At 61.3% G+C, this 14751-nt stretch carries 11 protein-coding genes and 1 tRNA gene; 6 read left to right on the top strand and 6 right to left on the bottom strand.

Going from position 1 to position 14751, the window contains the following annotated elements; translation table 11 throughout:
• Positions 1 to 98: 98 nt before the first annotated feature.
• From PWM43_RS07425 to PWM43_RS07415, 3 genes are all read left to right on the top strand, one after another.
• Positions 99 to 2030 (top strand): S53 family peptidase, encoded by a 1932-nt coding sequence (locus tag PWM43_RS07425; RefSeq protein WP_289841865.1) that lies wholly within the window; start codon positions 99 to 101, stop codon positions 2028 to 2030.
• A gap of 179 nt (positions 2031 to 2209) precedes the next feature.
• Positions 2210 to 2803, top strand: a complete 594-nt coding sequence (locus PWM43_RS07420; protein ID WP_289841864.1) for a cupin — start codon at positions 2210 to 2212, stop codon at positions 2801 to 2803.
• A complete protein-coding gene (locus PWM43_RS07415; RefSeq protein ID WP_289841863.1) occupies positions 2800 to 3516 on the top strand; it encodes an NADPH-dependent F420 reductase in 717 nt (238 codons plus the stop codon). Before PWM43_RS07420 ends, PWM43_RS07415 begins: the two co-directional genes overlap by 4 nt.
• Positions 3517 to 3591: 75 nt before the next feature.
• On the opposite strand, the gene PWM43_RS07410 is transcribed toward PWM43_RS07415, so the two are convergent.
• The 3 genes from PWM43_RS07410 to PWM43_RS07400 all read right to left on the bottom strand — a co-directional run bounded on the left by PWM43_RS07410 (position 3592) and on the right by PWM43_RS07400 (position 7088).
• Positions 3592 to 6075, bottom strand: a complete 2484-nt coding sequence (locus tag PWM43_RS07410) for a mechanosensitive ion channel family protein (protein WP_289841862.1) — start codon at positions 6073 to 6075, stop codon at positions 3592 to 3594.
• A gap of 155 nt (positions 6076 to 6230) precedes the next feature.
• Positions 6231 to 6719, bottom strand: coding sequence for a bacterioferritin (gene bfr, locus PWM43_RS07405; protein WP_289841861.1), 489 nt, complete (start codon positions 6717 to 6719; stop codon positions 6231 to 6233).
• A 292-nt stretch (positions 6720 to 7011) separates the two neighbouring features.
• Positions 7012 to 7088 (bottom strand) — tRNA-Asp (locus PWM43_RS07400).
• A 363-nt stretch (positions 7089 to 7451) separates the two neighbouring features.
• On the opposite strand from PWM43_RS07400, the gene ssb reads away from it, so the two are divergent.
• The 3 genes from ssb (at position 7452) to PWM43_RS07385 (ending at position 10443) form a co-directional block, all read left to right on the top strand.
• A complete protein-coding gene (gene ssb, locus PWM43_RS07395; RefSeq protein ID WP_289841860.1) occupies positions 7452 to 7967 on the top strand; it encodes a single-stranded DNA-binding protein in 516 nt (171 codons plus the stop codon).
• 220 nt (positions 7968 to 8187) lie between these two features.
• Positions 8188 to 8919: a DUF4097 family beta strand repeat-containing protein gene (locus tag PWM43_RS07390; protein ID WP_289841859.1), complete on the top strand. Its 732-nt coding sequence runs from the start codon at positions 8188 to 8190 to the stop codon at positions 8917 to 8919.
• A gap of 99 nt (positions 8920 to 9018) precedes the next feature.
• Positions 9019 to 10443: a protein adenylyltransferase SelO gene (locus PWM43_RS07385; protein ID WP_289841858.1), complete on the top strand. Its 1425-nt coding sequence runs from the start codon at positions 9019 to 9021 to the stop codon at positions 10441 to 10443.
• A gap of 121 nt (positions 10444 to 10564) precedes the next feature.
• Here PWM43_RS07385 and PWM43_RS07380 read toward each other — a convergent pair whose 3' ends face one another.
• The 3 genes from PWM43_RS07380 to PWM43_RS07370 are packed head-to-tail and all read right to left on the bottom strand — an operon-like array spanning position 10565 to position 14723.
• Entirely contained in the window at positions 10565 to 12877 is a 2313-nt protein-coding gene (locus PWM43_RS07380) for a xanthine dehydrogenase family protein molybdopterin-binding subunit (protein ID WP_289841857.1), read from the bottom strand.
• Complete coding sequence (locus PWM43_RS07375; protein ID WP_289841856.1) at positions 12864 to 13349, bottom strand: (2Fe-2S)-binding protein; 486 nt, start codon at positions 13347 to 13349, stop codon at positions 12864 to 12866. The genes PWM43_RS07380 and PWM43_RS07375 overlap by 14 nt, the downstream gene beginning before the upstream one ends.
• Before the next feature lie 42 nt (positions 13350 to 13391).
• Positions 13392 to 14723, bottom strand: a complete 1332-nt coding sequence (locus PWM43_RS07370) for a c-type cytochrome (RefSeq protein ID WP_289842032.1) — start codon at positions 14721 to 14723, stop codon at positions 13392 to 13394.
• Between the last annotated feature and the right edge of the window lie 28 nt (positions 14724 to 14751).

Below are 14751 nucleotides of genomic sequence, written 5' to 3'. Positions count from 1 at the left end.
GATATAGGAACGTTTTTCTTCTGCATGAATCTCCGATGTTCGGGTGCGTCGTCGGATGTCAAAAAATGTGCGGCTTATACGGAATTTCAAGGAAGAACATGATGAGACGTCTCGCTGTTATGGGGTGCACGATTCTGGGAGGGCTCGCGTCCATCCCGGCGGCGTCCGCCGTCCCGCTGACGATGGTGGCGCCTTTGGCGGCCAGCGCGTCGGCTTCGTTCAACGTTGTGCTACCCTTGCGCGACAAGGCCGGACTTGAGGCGCTGGTTGCCAGACAGCAGGACCCGAATTCGTCGCTTTATCACCACTGGCTGACGCCTCAGCAGGTGGATGCCCAGTACGGCGCGGATCCGGCGACGATCGGAACGGTCACCGCGGCTCTCCAGGCGCGTGGCTTGTCAGTCACGGCGCGCGGTCGGATGCTGACGGTATCCGGCACGGCGTCCCGGCTCGGGGCGACGCTCCAGGCTCCCCTGGCGACAGGGCGCAGCCGCAGCGGCACTCTTCATACCTACGCCACGACCGTGCCGGTGATGCCGCCGGAACTGCGCAAGGCCGGCGCGATCCTGATCGGTCTTGCCAAGGATCCGCATGAAGCGCAGATCTTCTCGCGCAAGACTGGCGTGACTTCGGCGGAAATCCTCGATCCCAAGAACCGCTATGGCGGCAGTGGGCCCTACTGGTACGGGGACCTGAAACAGGCCTATCAGTATCCCTCCTATCAGACGATGATCACGAAGGGTGGCAAGTCGGTCCGCCTTGATGGGACGGGCGCGACCGTCGGTATCGTCATGGCTTCGGACATCTATGACAGCGACGTGGATGCCGTGTTCAATCACGAGCACTTCATGAAGAATTCCGGCCAGGCGGCAAATCCGAGGCTGTATAAGCGCGTGGCCATCAACGGTGGGGGGACGTTGAGCGGAAATGCGTTGGGCGAGGCCTCGCTGGATGTGCAGGAGGCGATTACCGGCGCACCTGGATCGCATGTGATCCTGTATTCGATGCCCTCCCTCTCCAACAGCAATATCATCGCGGCCTACCAGCAGGTCATCGAGGACAACGAGGCGGATGTGGTCTCGTCCTCGTTCGGAAATTGCGAGCTTTTCTACACGGCGGCCTATAACGGAGGCACCGATTACACGAGCGAATTGCAGGTCGAGCACGAACTGTTCGTTCAGGGTAACGCGCAGGGCATTACTTTCCTTGCGTCATCGGGCGACGAGTCCGGCCTCCAGTGCCCGGACACCAACTACATTCTGGAGGGGCAGAATGGTACGGACGTCCCGAGCGTCTCGACCCCGGCCAACGATCCCGATGTGACGGCCGTCGGCGGTACGAATGTCGTCACCAGCGCGGTCTCGGGCAGTCTGGATTCCACGTATGTTCGCGAGAACGCCTACAGCGATCCGCTGCTGCCGGAAGATCCATATAGCGTGGGGGCGACCGTTTCCAATGCCCGCTGGGGCGCGGGCGGAGGGGTTTCAGCCATTTTCGCGAAACCTGATTTCCAGAACCTCGGCGGTATCAATACCGGCTCGACGCAGTATCGCGCGGTGCCTGACATCGGCATGCAGGTCGGCGGTTGTCCCGGCGGCGCCTCTTACCCCTGCACCGGCGGCAATAGCGCTCTTAACGGGAATGGCAACCAGGATCGTTCCGCCGTGGCCGTCGCCGTCAATGGCAGCTTCGAAGGTTTGATCGGCACCAGCGTCGCTTCTCCGGAATTCGCAGGCGTCGTGGCGCTGCTCGTGGAAACCTCGGGACGCATGGGCAATCTGAACACCTATCTCTACACGCTTGGCGCGACGCAGGCTGCGACGGGTTCGAACAATCCCGCCAAGACCACGACCTTCTACCATCGTAGCATTCCGGGCTATAATGGCGTCGTAACCAACAACCAGCCCGTCAATACCCGCGGGAAATACTATAATTATACAGTCGGCGTTGGAACGCCCGTCGTCTATCGTCTGGTCGGTGCGTCCAATGCCGTCGTCGCAGGCACCCCGCAGACCGCAACGAACCCTTGATCTTCCATTCTGTTGCCGACCTTGAAGCGCTGTCCGTCTCGACGGACAGCGCTTTCTTTTATTCGGGAGCCGGTTGAAGCATGGCGCGGTTGTCTTCACAGGAGCGTGAGCGATGTCCCGAATAAATCGCGAATGCGTTAGACTGACGGAAAGATGAGTCACTGCCGGGATCAGGTCCAATGGAGCGTCGCCTCTTCAACTCGCTTCTTGCAGGCCTCGGCCTCGCATTCGGCGGACGCGCAGTGCGCGCACGTGCTGGATCCATGACCGCCCACATTGAAAGTTTTCTACTCAGAGAGAATGACTGGGTTCCGAACAATGCCCGGCTGCCCGTCATCCTTTACCGAAACGCCCTGGCCGTCGGCGGCGACGATCCGGCCTCAGGGTTCGAAGAGCTCTTTGTCCGAAACGGCTGGCCTCCACAGTGGCGTAACGGCGTCTATCCCTTTCATCATTATCATACGCGCGGCCATGAGGTTCTGGGATTCGCCGCCGGTTCGGCGCGTCTGATGCTGGGAGGGCCGGGCGGCCGGACGGTGGATGTGAAGGCCGGGGATATTGTCCTGCTCCCTGCCGGAACGGGCCATATGAATTTAGGTGCGGATGCGGCGTTCGAGGTGGTGGGTGCTTATCCGCCAGGACAGGCATTCGATATTGTTCGCCAGGCCCCTGACGCCGGGCAGCGCTCGCGATTGCTGAAGCTTCCTTTCCCTGCGACAGATCCGGTTCTGGGGCTTCGCGGACCCGTTACGAAAGAATGGCATATCTTATGATTCAATTGACGCGACGCGGCCTGATGGTCGGCGCTGGCAGTCTGGTCTCGTGCGCTTATGCGGGGCGTGGAAGGGCTTCGCCGCCGCACAGACTGGCAACGATCGGAGCGGGGGAGGTCGGGCGAACGTTGGGGCAGCTTTGGATCAAGGCGGGATTCAAAGTGATGTTTTCGGCATGGACACTGGAGGAGGCGCAGAACGTTGCCCGTGAGATCGGTGTGGACGCTCTCGCCGGAACGCCGGAACAGGCCGCTCTCTTCGGGGATGTGATTCTGCTTGCGGTGCCCTACGGAGCGCTCCCAGGTCTTGGTCGGAAACTGGACCCCGTTCTGAAGGGCAAGATTGTTCTGGACGCGACGAACCCGTATGTCTGGCGCGACGGAGACACCGCCGTCGCAGCGCAGAAAAACGGCGCCGGAATTATGACGCAGAGTTATTTTCCGCACGCGCGCGTCGTCCGTGGTCTGAATTCCATCAATATGAGCAGCATTCGGACCCAGGCCCATCGGGCGCCACCGCTGCTGGCTGTTCCGATCGCGGGTGACGATCCGGCTGCGGTGGCGGTCGTCGCGGAGCTTGTACGGGCAGCCGGTCTGGATCCTGTGGTTACAGGCAATCTGGCCTCCGCCACGCTCTTTCAACCGGGTCATGACGGCTTCGAGGTCGAAGCCAGTGCGCGTGAGCTCAAGGCGGATCTGAAACTGTCTCCTTGATGGCCCTGTGACGATGACGGCCAGTTCCTCTGGTCCGCAGGACTGAAAACAGCCCTTCAGGACGATCGGTTCGTTTCAGGTGCCGTTTCTGGCGGTCGGAGCCTTAAGCGTGGCTTCGTCCGCCAGGGGCGGTTCCATACGCTCCGATGAAGACGGCTCTGGTAACGGCACGTCCGTTTTCCCGTCCGCCACGATGTGAAAGGGGCCATCCGGGGGCGTCGTCGTATAGGCCGTGGGCGTGTAGAACTTGATTCCGGCCTGAGCGAACGGATTGGCGATGCGTCGATAGAATTCGCGCTGCACTTTCCATTTCATCATGGGTGCGGTCCGGATCACGCCGATGATCGTTGATCCGTTGGAATCACTGCAGTCGACACCGAGGTTTGTGTAGTCCGACAGGATCATGGGCCCGAACAGGTCGTCCCGGCGCATGTCGGCGATGGCTTTTGACATGATCGCGTTGACGCGCGAGGGATCTTCCGAGAGGTCCACCTGCTGCCTGATGACAAGCTGGTTGTAGCCGCGTGCGGTGTTGGCAATCGATGACACCGACGAGAACGGGATAATGTGCAGGTCGCCGTTGAAGTCGCGGACCTTGACCGTACGAATGGACAGGTTTTCGACGGTGCCGGACACGCCTCCTGTCGTGACCCAGTCGCCCACCTGAATCGCGTCTTCCACCAGCATGAAGAAGCCGGTGATGAAGTCTTTTACGAGGCTTTGCGAGCCAAAGGCGATGGCAGCGCCCATAATGCCCGCGCCGGTCAGAAGAGGTGTCACGTTGATGCCGATCTGCGACAGGGTCGTAACGGTCACGATCGTGACGATGAGAGCAAGGAGCACGGTGCGGATGATCGGCAGAACCGTGCGCAGACGGGTGGCGCGTGAAGCCTGATCGACGAGCTGAAAATGGCTGATCTGCCTGTTCAGCAACGTGTTCACACTCTCCCAGATGAGGACTGCGATCGTTGCCGCCGCGATCATCGTGAGGACAGCGCCCAGCAGGCGCGAGCCAAGGCCATTATGAAGGAAGAAGCTGACGGTCGGCAGGCCCCAGGCCTGTGTCAGGGCGAGGAGCGTCAGAAAGACGAGACTGCCCGTGAGGATGGCTCTCACAATCGGATAGTAGCGATCCGCCCTAACCTGAAGGTCGGGGATACGTTCAGCCATCTGCGGACTGATGCGAAAGAGTCGGTCCTGCAAGCCATAGGCGAGGATGGCGACGACACGGGACGCGATCAGGATGCCGACGGTTATGCCGGTCGTGCTGACAATCCACATATATCCGCCACGCAGGTGGGCGGCCCACACGATCCAGAGCGAAAGATCGAGAAACATCGCTGGAATCCACCAGAGCCGCCCGACTGCGCCGACGAAAACCCAGAACGGTTTTCCGTCCGTACTGGTGCCCGGCTGAAGGGCGCGTGCCGCGATATGCCTGATGCGCCAGATGAAAGCGGCGATCAGAATGTGCTCCACGAGCACCACACCGCGGATCATGGCCGCCGTACCGTTTTCGGGCATGTCGAATTCCTGGCCCAGCATGGACAGACAGACGATGACTGCGGGCGCGGCAACGAGGATGTTCCACCATCGCACGATGGTATGCGCCGTCAGGTTCGAAACGGGCAAAAGACGGATCGAGGGGGATCGCGGCGCCAGCGCCGTCTCCACCACGAGATAGAGTCCGCGTGCGATTGCGTAAGAGCAGGCGAGCGTCAACGTCACGGAATTTGCTTTGGCGCTCCAGGGCATCAGAAGCGTGGCGAGATACGCGATTCCCAGAAAGCCGAGAACGGGAATGGCTTTCAGTGCGAAGTGCCCGATAACGAAGGGGATGCGGGCGAGGAAACGGAGCACGGCAACCTGACGGCGCTGATCGTCAACCCGTTTATGTTGCGGGTCGTCCGTCGAGGCGGCATCGCTTGCAACGTTTTTGTTCTCTGTTTCGTGCTGGGGGCCGCTCTCGTCGAGGGATGCCCGATCGCGCAGATGCTCAAGCGGCTTGCGTAACGCCATGAACAGCAGGCGCTCGATGATCAGCCCGACCAGCACCGTGCCGATCGCGCCTGTAAAGGCCTCGAAAAGCGCCTGACGTGATGTTGGATTCGAAAGTTCGTGTCGCGCCCAGGGGCCGATTTGCGCGAGATCGCTAAAGAGGCCGGCGAAGTTGCGAAGATTGCCGCGCATCTGATGCCGCAGACTGACCAGACCCGTGCCGATATCCTGGTCGGCTTGTGTGGGCGACAACGGTTGGGCCGTGGCTGCGGATGTGGCGCCTGTCTTCGAAGCGGGGGGTGTCGCGGTCTTTCCTTCGACCGGTAGTCCGCGCGCCATCAATGAAAGCGTGTGGGCAAAGGCCTCGCGCCGCTGAGGGTCGTCAAGAATTTGGAGAAGCTGCTGTGCTTCCTGCCGCGAAAGTGGCGTGTCGGTGGAGATCGCGGGTGCGGCGGGAGCCGCCGTACCGGTTTCCGCAGCCAGAGCGGGGATACCGAAGAACAGGATGGCGAGAAGAACGCCGGGAAGGAGAAGCGAATGCTTTCCCAGACGGTGAGCCACGCGCATGCGGTTCACCGGTTCAGATCGAAAAAAATTCCACATCCCTCATTGCCATCGCTGGTTCTTGGCGCAAGCCAGAAGGCCAAACGTAGCGTTTTTGTGTCAGTCAGGCGAGGGACGGTGGAGACAAATCTCGTGTCTCCACCCGTGGGCAATCAATCCTGATCGGGTGCGGGAGCCGAATTGAGCTGGATGTAACGCTCGATGCCAATCTGCTTGATGAGGTCGAACTGACGATCGAGGAAGTCTTCGTGCTCTTCCTCGTTCTCAAGGATTTTCACGAACAGGTCGCGGGTGACGAAGTCACGCACCGTCTCGCAATAGGCGATTCCTTCGCGCAGATCGCCGATCGCCTTTTCTTCCAGCTTGAGATCGCATTCCAGGATCTCTTTGACGTTCTGGCCGATCAGGACCGTGTTCAGGCGCTGCACGTTGGGCAGGCCGCCGAGATAGAGAATGCGCTCGATCAGCCAGTCGGCGTGATGCATTTCCTCGATCGATTCGGCGTATTCTTTCTTGCCGAGCAGCGTGACGCCCCAGTGGCGCAGCGTGCGTGCGTGAAGAAAATACTGATTGATCGCCGTAAGTTCGTTCGTCAGCTGTGTGTTCAGGTACTCGATGACCTTCGGGTCTTTGATGGGCATGTTCATTCTCGCTTTTCTGAAAAATCTGTCAGGAGCAGAGCTATACCCCTCAAGAAGGGCCTGTAAACAGAAAAATGCATTAAAGATCAATATGATAACTGAACTGATTTGCATTCTCATGTCATTGGGATCGCGCGGGATCGACCCGGATGATGCGGAAATCCGTGGGTAATTCGTGTATCGGCGCGCGGACGGACAGGAATCAGAAAAAGCCGGTGCGATCCGCAGATCGTCCGGCGAGCGTCGCCGCGCATGACGGCTACTGAAAGCATGGCTGATTTTCAGGAGAAAATGGCGCGAGTGACGGGGCTCGAACCCGCGACCTCCGGCGTGACAGGCCGGCGCTCTAACCAACTGAGCTACACCCGCTTCGACTGCCTGACGCAGCGTTGCGACCGAAGTTTTCAAGGCCGTTCCAGACCCCACCGCTTCGGTGAGAGGGGAACTACCAGCGCTCGCGGTTGAAGGCAACAGGGCGATGCGTTTTTTTTTGACCTTTGTCCCTCTCGGCTTTCGCGTTCGTGAAAAGCGTAGGAAAAACAGTTATTTGAGTGAATGGTATCATCGATCGCCAGAATGGTTTTGCATGAGGCCGCGCGATTTGCATGCTTCCTGAGCCAATCCCTGTAGATGCCGCTGTCGCATATCGCCTGCATGCTTTAGTCTCGTCGCCCATATTCGGTGGGTGCTATCAGCCTGCCCGGACCAAGTGGATGGAAGAGCACAAATCAGATGGCAGGAAGTGTGAACAAGGTGATTCTCGTCGGTAATCTCGGCAAGGATCCGGAAGTGCGGAATGCCCAGAGCGGCGCGAAGATCGTCAATCTGACGATTGCGACCAGTGAGAGTTGGAACGACAAACAGTCCGGCGAAAAACGCGAGCGCACGGAATGGCATCGTGTGGTGATTTTCAACGACCGTCTGGCGGATGTCGCCGAGCGCTTTTTGCGCAAGGGTCGGAAAGTCTATCTCGAAGGTCAGTTACAGACGCGGAAATGGACGGATCAGTCGGGTCAGGAGCGCTACACGACGGAAATCGTCCTGGATCGCTTCCGTGGAGAACTGGTGTTGATCGATAGCGGACGCGGTGGCGAGTCCGAAGGGGGCGGTGGTTACGAAAGCGCGCCGTCTCGCCAGCAGATTGGCGCTCCGACACGGGGTGGATCATCAGCGCCGACGCCCTCGCGTGGGGGTGGTGGTGGCTGGGACGCGCCGGGCGGCGATCTCGATGATGAAATTCCGTTCTGAGCCGCCCGCTCAGAGAGGAGCAAGTCTTTCAGAAGGTCGCCGGGAGGCGGCCTTTTTTATGGCCTGAAGGGACTGTAGTCCCTGAAACCATAAAATGGCGGCACAGGCCAAATTGGGCGGCGCGCGCGCAGGAATTGTTTCGCCATGTTGGGGTTGGCACGATATTTGCTCGGATATTTTCAGCGTGTAATTGCGCATGACCCTCTGGGAGGCAGTATTGATGAGCGGATCTGTGTTTGAACGTTTTCGCCGTGTGGCCCCTCGCGTCGCTCCGCGTGTGGCCGTGGCGTCGGCGGCCGTTCTGGCCGTTTGCGCGGGAATTTCGATGGCCCATGGCGCGCCGGTCGCGATCTCGCGGATGTCGGACGATATCAGTGTTCCATCCGCGCCCGATGGCGCCAAACTCTCCACCATGGGAGGCGATATTCATCTGGGTTCGGCGGGTGCATCGTCCGCGTTGAGCACCATGGGCGGTGATATCTCCGTCGGAACCGTAACGGCATCCCTCAGTGCGTCCACCATGGGTGGTGATATCGATGTCCAATCGTCGACCGGTGCGCTGGCACTCTCGACGAAAGGCGGTGACATCAAGGTCGGTGGTACGAACGCCTCGGTGTCGGCTTCGACGCTCGGCGGCGATATTCAGGCGACGTTGCAATCGGGGAAGCAGGCACGGTCCGTAAAACTCTCATCGCTGGGCGGCGACGTGACCGTTCATGTCCCGGCGGATTTCGACGGCACGATCGAGGCACGACTCTCATTCACGCGCAACGCCCATGAGACCTATAAAATCGAGCAGCCGTTCGGTCTGGCATCAACGGTCAGTCCGGAATGGGAGACAGAGTCCGGCACGCCGCGCAAGATCATCGAGGTCAAAGGCACTGTAGGGAGTGGTCGGGACCATCTCGTGCTCAGCACGACGAATGGTTTCATCCGCATCATCAAGGATTGACGGCGCAAACGGCGACCATCGCTTGACGGGAGGCCATCGCATCGCGAACTGGAAGGTGCGGGCTGGTTGACGCCTTGCACCCGACGGAGACGGTCCCCCATGCGCCTTGCCAATCAATATACTTCGCTTCCCGCGCGTTTCTTCGCGACCATGGTGGCGCAACCCGTGCGCGAGCCTCGTCTGCTCCGGCTGAACGTGAATCTCGCGCGCCAGCTCGGGCTCGATGTCGAGTGGCTTGAAACGGAAGCGGGGGCGGCGTTTCTGGCAGGGGCAGCCTTTCCGGAGGGCATGCAGCCTGTGGCGACAACCTACGCCGGACATCAGTTCGGCCAGTTCGTACCCCAGCTCGGTGACGGGCGCGCGCTTCTTCTGGGAGACGGCATCGATAGGGAAGGGCGGCCGTACGAGATCCAGCTGAAGGGATCGGGGCCGACGCCTTACTCCCGCCGGGGCGACGGGCGCGCCGCGCTGGGGCCCGTGTTGAGAGAGTATCTGGTCAGTGAGGCGATGGCCGCCCTGGGCGTTCCCACGACGCGGGCTCTGGCCGCCGTATCGACCGGAGAAAGCGTGGTGAGGGAGCGCATGAAGCCCGGCGCGGTGCTGGCTCGCGTCGCCTCGAGCCATCTTCGCGTCGGAACATTCCAGTTTTTCGCGGCTCGTGAGGATCATGACGGACTGCGTATTCTGGCGGATTTCGCCATTCAGCGGCACTATCCTGAACTTGTCGATCGTGACGATCGATATCTCGCTTTTTTCGACGCGGTTGTTTCCGCCCAGGCCCGGCTGATCTCGCAATGGATGAGTCTGGGATTCGTTCATGGCGTCATGAACACCGACAACATGGCGATTTCCGGTGAAACCATTGATTACGGACCCTGCGCGTTTCTTGACGAATATGACCGGCGCAAGGTCTTCAGCTCGATCGACCAGACCGGCCGTTATGCTTTTTCCAACCAGCCCGACATCGGGTTTTGGAATCTCACCCGACTGGCGGAATGCCTGCTGCCTCTGATCGATCCGGACTCCGATCGGGCCGTCGCGGTCATCAAGCCGGTCCTGCTGGCATTTCCGTCCCGGTTCTCCGCCGCGTTTGAGGCGCGGATGCAGGCGAAATTCGGTCTTCTGACGAAGCGCGAGAACGATCTCTCCCTCGTCAGCGAATTTCTCGATCGATTGGAGAAAGCCCATGCGGATTACACGCTGAGCTTCCGTCAACTGAGCGTCGCTCCGGCGGCGCTGGACGCCATCGAGGGGCTGGCGGCGTGGCGCATGCGTTGGGAGGCGCGGCTGGCCAAAGAGGAAGGCGGCCTGGATGCGGCTCTGGACCGTATGCGGCGTGTGAATCCGGCCGTTATTCCGCGCAATCACCGCATCGAAGCGGTGATCGCCGCAGCGGAGAAAGGCGATATGGCGCCGTTTGAAACCATGCTTGCCGCTGTCACACGGCCTTTTTGTGACGATGCCGATTATGAAACGCCGCCCACTCAGGCTGAGCGTGTCCGGGAAACGTTCTGCGGGACGTAAAGCTGTCGCACGAAGCGAGCGCAGGTCTTGCCACGCTTTGGTCTGCGAAGAGAGAAAGACGAAAAACCCCTGCCCCGAACATAGGGCAGGGGTTTTTCGAGCCCATCCGTCAGAGCCGGGATCAGCTCGTATGGTGCTCGCGCAGCGCGGCCAGCACGTCTTGCGGACGAATCGGCAGCTTGCGCAGACGAACGCCGACGGCATTGTGGATCGCGTTGCCGATGGCTGGCGCAATCGCGGTAACGCCCGGTTCACCCAGCCCCATCGGCTTCTCGGTGCTGTCGATGAACTCGACATCCATCTCTGGCGTGTCCCCGATGCGCGCCGGTGTGTAGTTGTGCAGGTTACGCGCACGGATCGTGCCGTTTTCGATCTCGGTGCCTTCGAACAGCGCCATGCTCAGGCCCCAGAGCGCACCACCTTCGGTCTGGGCCAGCGCACCGCCCGGATCGATGATCGTGCCCGCATCGAGAACCAGCCAGAGTTTCTGGCAGGTGACCACGCCGGTCTTGCGGTCGACATGGACCTGAGCCGCCGCCGCCGTCCAGGTCGGCATGCCGCGCTCCTGGCCGAAGGTCGTCGCGACACCCAGCGCCGTATCGGCCGGAAGCTGTGTCTTGCCCCAGCCGATCTTGTCGGCGAGGCGCTGCAGCACGGCAGCCTGGCGTTTGGCGCCGCCCGTCGAGTCCGGTGCCTGACCCGCATTACGGCCGGTCGCGGTCAGCAGGGAGAGGCGGAACGCGACCGGGTCCTGCTTTATGGCATGCGCGACTTCATCAAGAGCGGATTCCAGCGCCCAGGGCGTCCAGCCTGAACTGACCGAGCGCAGCCATCCGGGACGGAAGGTTTCCTTGGCGAGATCGTTTGAAATCGCGCGAATCTGCGTCGGACCGGTGTCGTACCAGTGGTCCGCGCCCGCGATGGCGAACTGGTCATAAGGCTTACCGTCGGCGCCCTTGGACATGAACGGCGCCGCCATGACTTCCGTCGGCCAGCCAGCCGCCGCGTCATGACGCATGGCGACAATTTTGTCGTCCGCATTCAGTCCGACCTGCACCTTCTGGACTGAAGGCGAGCGAATGGAGTCGAACATCATGTCGTCGGAACGCGTCAGGATCAGCTTGACCGGCTTGCCCCCGATGGCCTTGGAAACGAGCGCCGCCGGAATTGCGTAATCTCCGTTCAGGCGGCGACCGAAGCCGCCCCCCAGAAGATAGGTCCGCATGATGACCTTGCTGTCCGGAACCTGAAGCGCCTTGGCGATCACGGGCAGGAACAGGGACTGCCACTGGTTGCCCGTGTGGATTTCCCAGGTGTCGCCCACCTGCTGCGCCAGGGCATTGAGAGGTTCGAGCTGATAATGCGCGACCGAGGCGCAGATATATTCGCGCTCGATGAGATTATGCGCTGCGTGAAGCGCATCTTCGGTGCCCTTGTCGTCAAAGACGTAGGTGCCGCCCTCTTTTTTGGCGATCAGTTCACGACCGCGATCCAGAATCTGGGCTTCGGAGACCGAATGTGTCTTGCCAGCCGTCCAGTTGACCTTCAGCGCATCGGTCGCGCGAATGGCGGCAGGATAGGTCTTGGCCAGAACGACGACCCAGCCCGGAACGGTTTCGGACGGATCTTCCAGCACGACATAGCGGAGATAGCCCGGAACTTTCTTCGCGTCCGTGTCATCCACCGAAACGACCTTCGAGCCGTAGCGCGTCGGCGGCATCTTGGGACGGCCATAGACCATCCCTTCGAGCTTCGCGTCGATGCCATAAATGGCGGCGCCGGTGGTCTTGGACGGAATATCGAGAGCGGCGACCGGCTTGCCGATGAGGCGGCGTTCGCTGACCGGCTTGAGCGGCAGCTTCGCCATCTCCTCGGGCGTGTAGCTGCGCGTCGGCTTCGAGCGCGCCACGATATCGCCATAGGAAATCGACTTGCCGTTGGCCGTGACGACACCGTTATGTGCCGAACACGCCGCAGGCGTCGTGCCGAGCAGCTTCGCGCCTTCCTCGATCATGACGGTGCGCGCGGCGGCTCCGGCCTGGCGGAACACGTCCCACGTCATCCAGACCGACCACGAACCGCCGGTGACCATCAGGCCCCATTTCGGATCGGTGTCGACCTGCGTGATCTTCACCTTGTCCCAGTCGGCTTCCATCTCGTCGGCGATGATGCGCGCCAGAGCGGTGCCGACATGCTGGCCCATCTCCGCGCGGATCACGTTGACATTGACCGTGCCGTCCGGGCCGATGGCGCACCAGATGTTCGGCTCGAACATCCCGCCACCGGGCAGGCTGGACGGGTAGACCTGCGAGGCATCGGCCTTGCGGGCGAAGCCGAACATAAAGCCCGCGCCCGCCGCCGTCAGCAGGAAGCCGCGACGCGAAAGGCCCGCGCGCCCGTCCTGGCGGGCTGCGATCTGCTCAATTCTGGCCATTGGACGTCTCCCCGCCAGGCATGTTCACGGCGGCTTCCTTGATGGCCTTGCGAATGCGGATATAGGTCATGCAGCGGCACAGAGAACCGCCCATGACGCCGTCGATATCGGCATCGGTCGGATTGGGAAAATCGTTCAGCAGCGTCACCGCCTGCATGATCTGGCCCGACTGGCAGTAGCCGCATTGCGGCACCTGCTGGTTGCGCCACGCCTCCTGCACGGGGTGATTGCCCTGCGGATCGAGGCCCTCGATGGTGGTGATCGAAGCGCCTTCGAGAGAGGAGATGGGCGTGATGCACGAACGCGTCGCACGTCCACCGACATGTACGGTGCAGGCGCCGCATTCGCCGATGCCGCAACCGAATTTCGTGCCGGTGAGATCCAGATCGTCGCGCAGCACCCACAGTAGGGGGGTGTCCGCGGGAGCGTCGATCTCGACCGGCTTCCCGTTCACTTCAAACTTGATGGTCATGTCCTATCCCCTGCGTTGCGCGGCTCGTCAGTGCCCGGCGTTTCATCGCGAAGCATTGACGGGCGGGGTTTTCAGGGTGGCGCGCGCTTCGGCGGCCTTCTTTTCGAGATCTTTCCATGCGGGGCGGTTCGTCCGCGTGCGACGCAGATAGGCGGCGATCCGGGCCATGTCATGATCGTCAAGCGCCGTATAGAAACTCGGCATTGCGACGTGGCTCTGACCTTCTTCGGCCGTCAGGCCGTGCAGCATGACCATGAACAGGTTGTTTGGCTCGTCCAGCCACAGCGCGTTGTTGAGCGCGAGTTCGGGGCGGCCCAGAACCGGTCCCTTGCCGCTGTTGTAGTGACACGCGCCGCATGCGCCCTGATAGAGCTTCGCGTCCGGATCGACGGTCGGGCCGACCAGATCGGTCCCCGAACGCTGCATGGCCGTCGTGACGGCGGCGGCGTCCCCGCTCTGACGTTCGGCCGCATGGTCCAGATCGGCGAAATAATGCGCGATGGCGTGGACGTCGGATGCCGGCAACTGCGAGAGGAAGGTATGCGGAACCGGCGACATCGGGCCACCGGCGGGGCCGTGCAGCGGGGCGACGCCGTTGCGCAGATAGGCGAACAGTTCGTCCTCGGTCCAGGCCGTGGGCGTCGGGTTGTGCGCGTTCAGCGGCGGCGCGATCCAGCCGTCAATAACGGCGCCATCATATTTGGCGCTCTGCTTTTCCGCGCCCATGAAATCGCGCGGCGTGTGGCACGAACTGCAATGCGAGGCCCCTTCGGCGAGGTAGGCGCCACGGTTCCACTCCGCGTCTTTCTGCGGGTTCGGCTTGTAGCGTCCCGGCGTGAAATACAGCAGCTTCCATGCGCCCTGTCCGATCAGACGAATGTTGATCGGAAACGGAATCGTATTGTCACGCGGTTTCAGATGCACGGCGGGGCGCGTCATGATGAACGCATAGAGGTCCGAGATGTCCTCGGCGGTCATCTGCGTGAAATGATCAAACGGGAAGGCCGGGTAGAGTTGCGTCCCTTCGCGGTCCACGCCCTTCCACATGGCGCGGCGGAAGGCTTCTTCCGACCAGGTGCCGATGCCGGTTTCAGGATCAGGCGTAATATTCGACGAGAAGAGGTCGCCGAACGGCGTTTCCATCTTGTAGTCGCCCGCGAGATCCGGACCGCCGCCCAGATCCTGCCGCGTGTGGCATTCCGAGCAATAGCCGGCCGCCGCGACCAGTGCGCCCCGCCTGATCTTGTCAGGGGAGAAGGAGGAGGGCTGGGGCGGAGTGATCGGCGCGATCGAGGGATACCACGCATATGCGAGGAATCCGCCACCACCGAGGACACCGAGACCCACCACGGCCGCTGCGACGCGCTTGATCACTGTCCAGCGACCGGATTTCTTATCGGGA

This window comes from Brytella acorum (genome assembly GCF_029309905.1).
Taxonomy (GTDB): Bacteria; Pseudomonadota; Alphaproteobacteria; order Acetobacterales; family Acetobacteraceae; genus Brytella; species Brytella acorum.
Note: the sequence above shows the minus strand (reverse complement) of the source record. Positions and strands in the feature narration are given on the sequence as shown.

What these genes read in the sequence shown, in the direction of transcription:
- PWM43_RS07425 (WP_289841865.1), top strand. Translation starts at nt 99, where the DNA reads ATGATGAGACGTCTCGCTGTTATGGGGTGCACGATTCTGGGAGGGCTC.
- PWM43_RS07420 (WP_289841864.1), top strand. Translation starts at nt 2,210, where the DNA reads ATGGAGCGTCGCCTCTTCAACTCGCTTCTTGCAGGCCTCGGCCTCGCA.
- PWM43_RS07415 (WP_289841863.1), top strand. Translation starts at nt 2,800, where the DNA reads ATGATTCAATTGACGCGACGCGGCCTGATGGTCGGCGCTGGCAGTCTG.
- bfr (WP_289841861.1), bottom strand. Translation starts at nt 6,719, where the DNA reads ATGCCCATCAAAGACCCGAAGGTCATCGAGTACCTGAACACACAGCTG.
- ssb (WP_289841860.1), top strand. Translation starts at nt 7,452, where the DNA reads ATGGCAGGAAGTGTGAACAAGGTGATTCTCGTCGGTAATCTCGGCAAG.
- PWM43_RS07390 (WP_289841859.1), top strand. Translation starts at nt 8,188, where the DNA reads ATGAGCGGATCTGTGTTTGAACGTTTTCGCCGTGTGGCCCCTCGCGTC.
- PWM43_RS07385 (WP_289841858.1), top strand. Translation starts at nt 9,019, where the DNA reads ATGCGCCTTGCCAATCAATATACTTCGCTTCCCGCGCGTTTCTTCGCG.
- PWM43_RS07380 (WP_289841857.1), bottom strand. Translation starts at nt 12,877, where the DNA reads ATGGCCAGAATTGAGCAGATCGCAGCCCGCCAGGACGGGCGCGCGGGC.
- PWM43_RS07375 (WP_289841856.1), bottom strand. Translation starts at nt 13,349, where the DNA reads ATGACCATCAAGTTTGAAGTGAACGGGAAGCCGGTCGAGATCGACGCT.